Annotated in this window: 1 protein-coding gene; it reads left to right on the top strand. The window is 71.8% G+C overall.

The genetic code is table 11. The features are described from left to right. Positions 1 to 271 precede the first annotated feature (271 nt). Positions 272 to 1494, top strand: a 1223-nt coding sequence (locus tag VR44_RS30235; RefSeq protein ID WP_045950806.1) for an erythromycin esterase family protein, incomplete at its 3' end; no start/stop codon positions are given.

The raw sequence follows: 1494 nt of genomic DNA, 5'->3' as shown, positions 1-1494 counted from the left end.
GGCCTAGGGCGACCGTCACGGAGTCCACTGGGTCGACCGCGACCGGCTCGATCAATGGGCCCACAAGGGTGAGGCGCTGCACGAACTGCTCGGACTACCTGCACGGCGCTCCCGCCTGCTTTGGCGTCGAGCGGCATGAACCGAAGAGGGTGACCCATCGACGAGAACGGGGCACAGTATGTGCTGTGCCACCCGTTCTCAGGCAAGGGCGAGGTCTTCTGGGGCGCGCCGGCGTTCCGCTCTCCCGCACACGGTGAGGAGAGGCAAGACGGTGCCCGACGACATCGCCCGATGGCTGGACGAGCACGCCAAACCCTTGAGCACCCTGGCCCCCGGCGCGCCGGTGGAGGACCTGAAACCGTTGGGCGAGGCACTGCGGGGGACACGGATCGTCGGGCTGGGCGAATCCACGCACGGCACGAGTGAGTTCTTCCGGCTGAAGCACCGCCTGCTGGAGTTCCTGGTCCGTGAGGAGGGGTTCACCACCCTCGCCATGGAGGCCAGCCAGTCCGCCGCCCGCGCGCTCGACGCGTACGTCCGGTACGGCACGGGCTCCCCCGAGCGGCTCGTCGCCCGGCTGGGCTTCTGGACCTGGCGCACCCGTGAGATGGTCGACATCGTCGAGTGGCTGCGCGCCCACAACCGCGCCCTGCCCGAAGAGCGCCGGATCCGCTTCGTGGGAACGGATCCCCAGCTCTGCGCCGACTCGGTCGAGGCCGTCGCCGTCTTTCTGCGCCGGACGGCGCCCGATCAGGCCGGGCGCATGGGCGCCTTGGGGGTACTGGCCCGGGCACGCCCGGGCTCGCTTCCGGATCCGGACAAGGCCCTGATGCGACGCGCCGAGGAGATCTCCCGCCTCGTCGCGGAGCACGCCGGGCGGTCGGGTCCCGGCAACGGCGCCGACGAGGCTCTGGAGCACGCGCGGATCCTGGTCCGCGCCGCCGACCTGGTGAACCGGCCCTTCGCCGCCTCGGCCGAGGAGGAGGGCGTGTACGCCGCGCGGGACCGCTACATGGCCGAGGCCGTCGCACGGCTCGTGGACGACGACCCCGGGGCGCGCGTCGTGGTCTGGGCACACAACGGGCACATCGCGAAGGGCACGTACGGGGACCAGGTGCCGGCCCTCGGCAGCCGTCTCCGCGAACGGTACGGCGACGCCTACTACGCGCTGGCCCTCCTCTTCGGCAAGGGCTCGTTCCTCGCCCGCCGCGGCAACGACCTCCAGCGCCCGCCGGCCCGCCACCGCATCGGCACCGGCCTGCGCTCCCTGGAAGCCAGACTCACGCACGCCTTACCCGGCGACTACTACGCGGACCTCCGCGCGGCGGGTTCCTCCGTCGACGCCGCGCCCTGGCTGTACGCCCCGCACGCACAGCGCAGCTTCGGCGCCAACGTCCAGCGGTTCCTCTACCGCTTGAACACCGCCCCGCTCATCCCGGCCGAGGACTACGACGGCATCGCGTTCGTAGCACGCTCGACCTGCTCCCGCCTACT

Source organism: Streptomyces katrae, from assembly GCF_000966975.1.
Taxonomy (GTDB): Bacteria; Actinomycetota; Actinomycetes; order Streptomycetales; family Streptomycetaceae; genus Streptomyces; species Streptomyces katrae.
The sequence above is the reverse complement of the archived record's forward strand: the minus strand, read 5'-3'. Positions and strand labels throughout refer to the sequence as shown.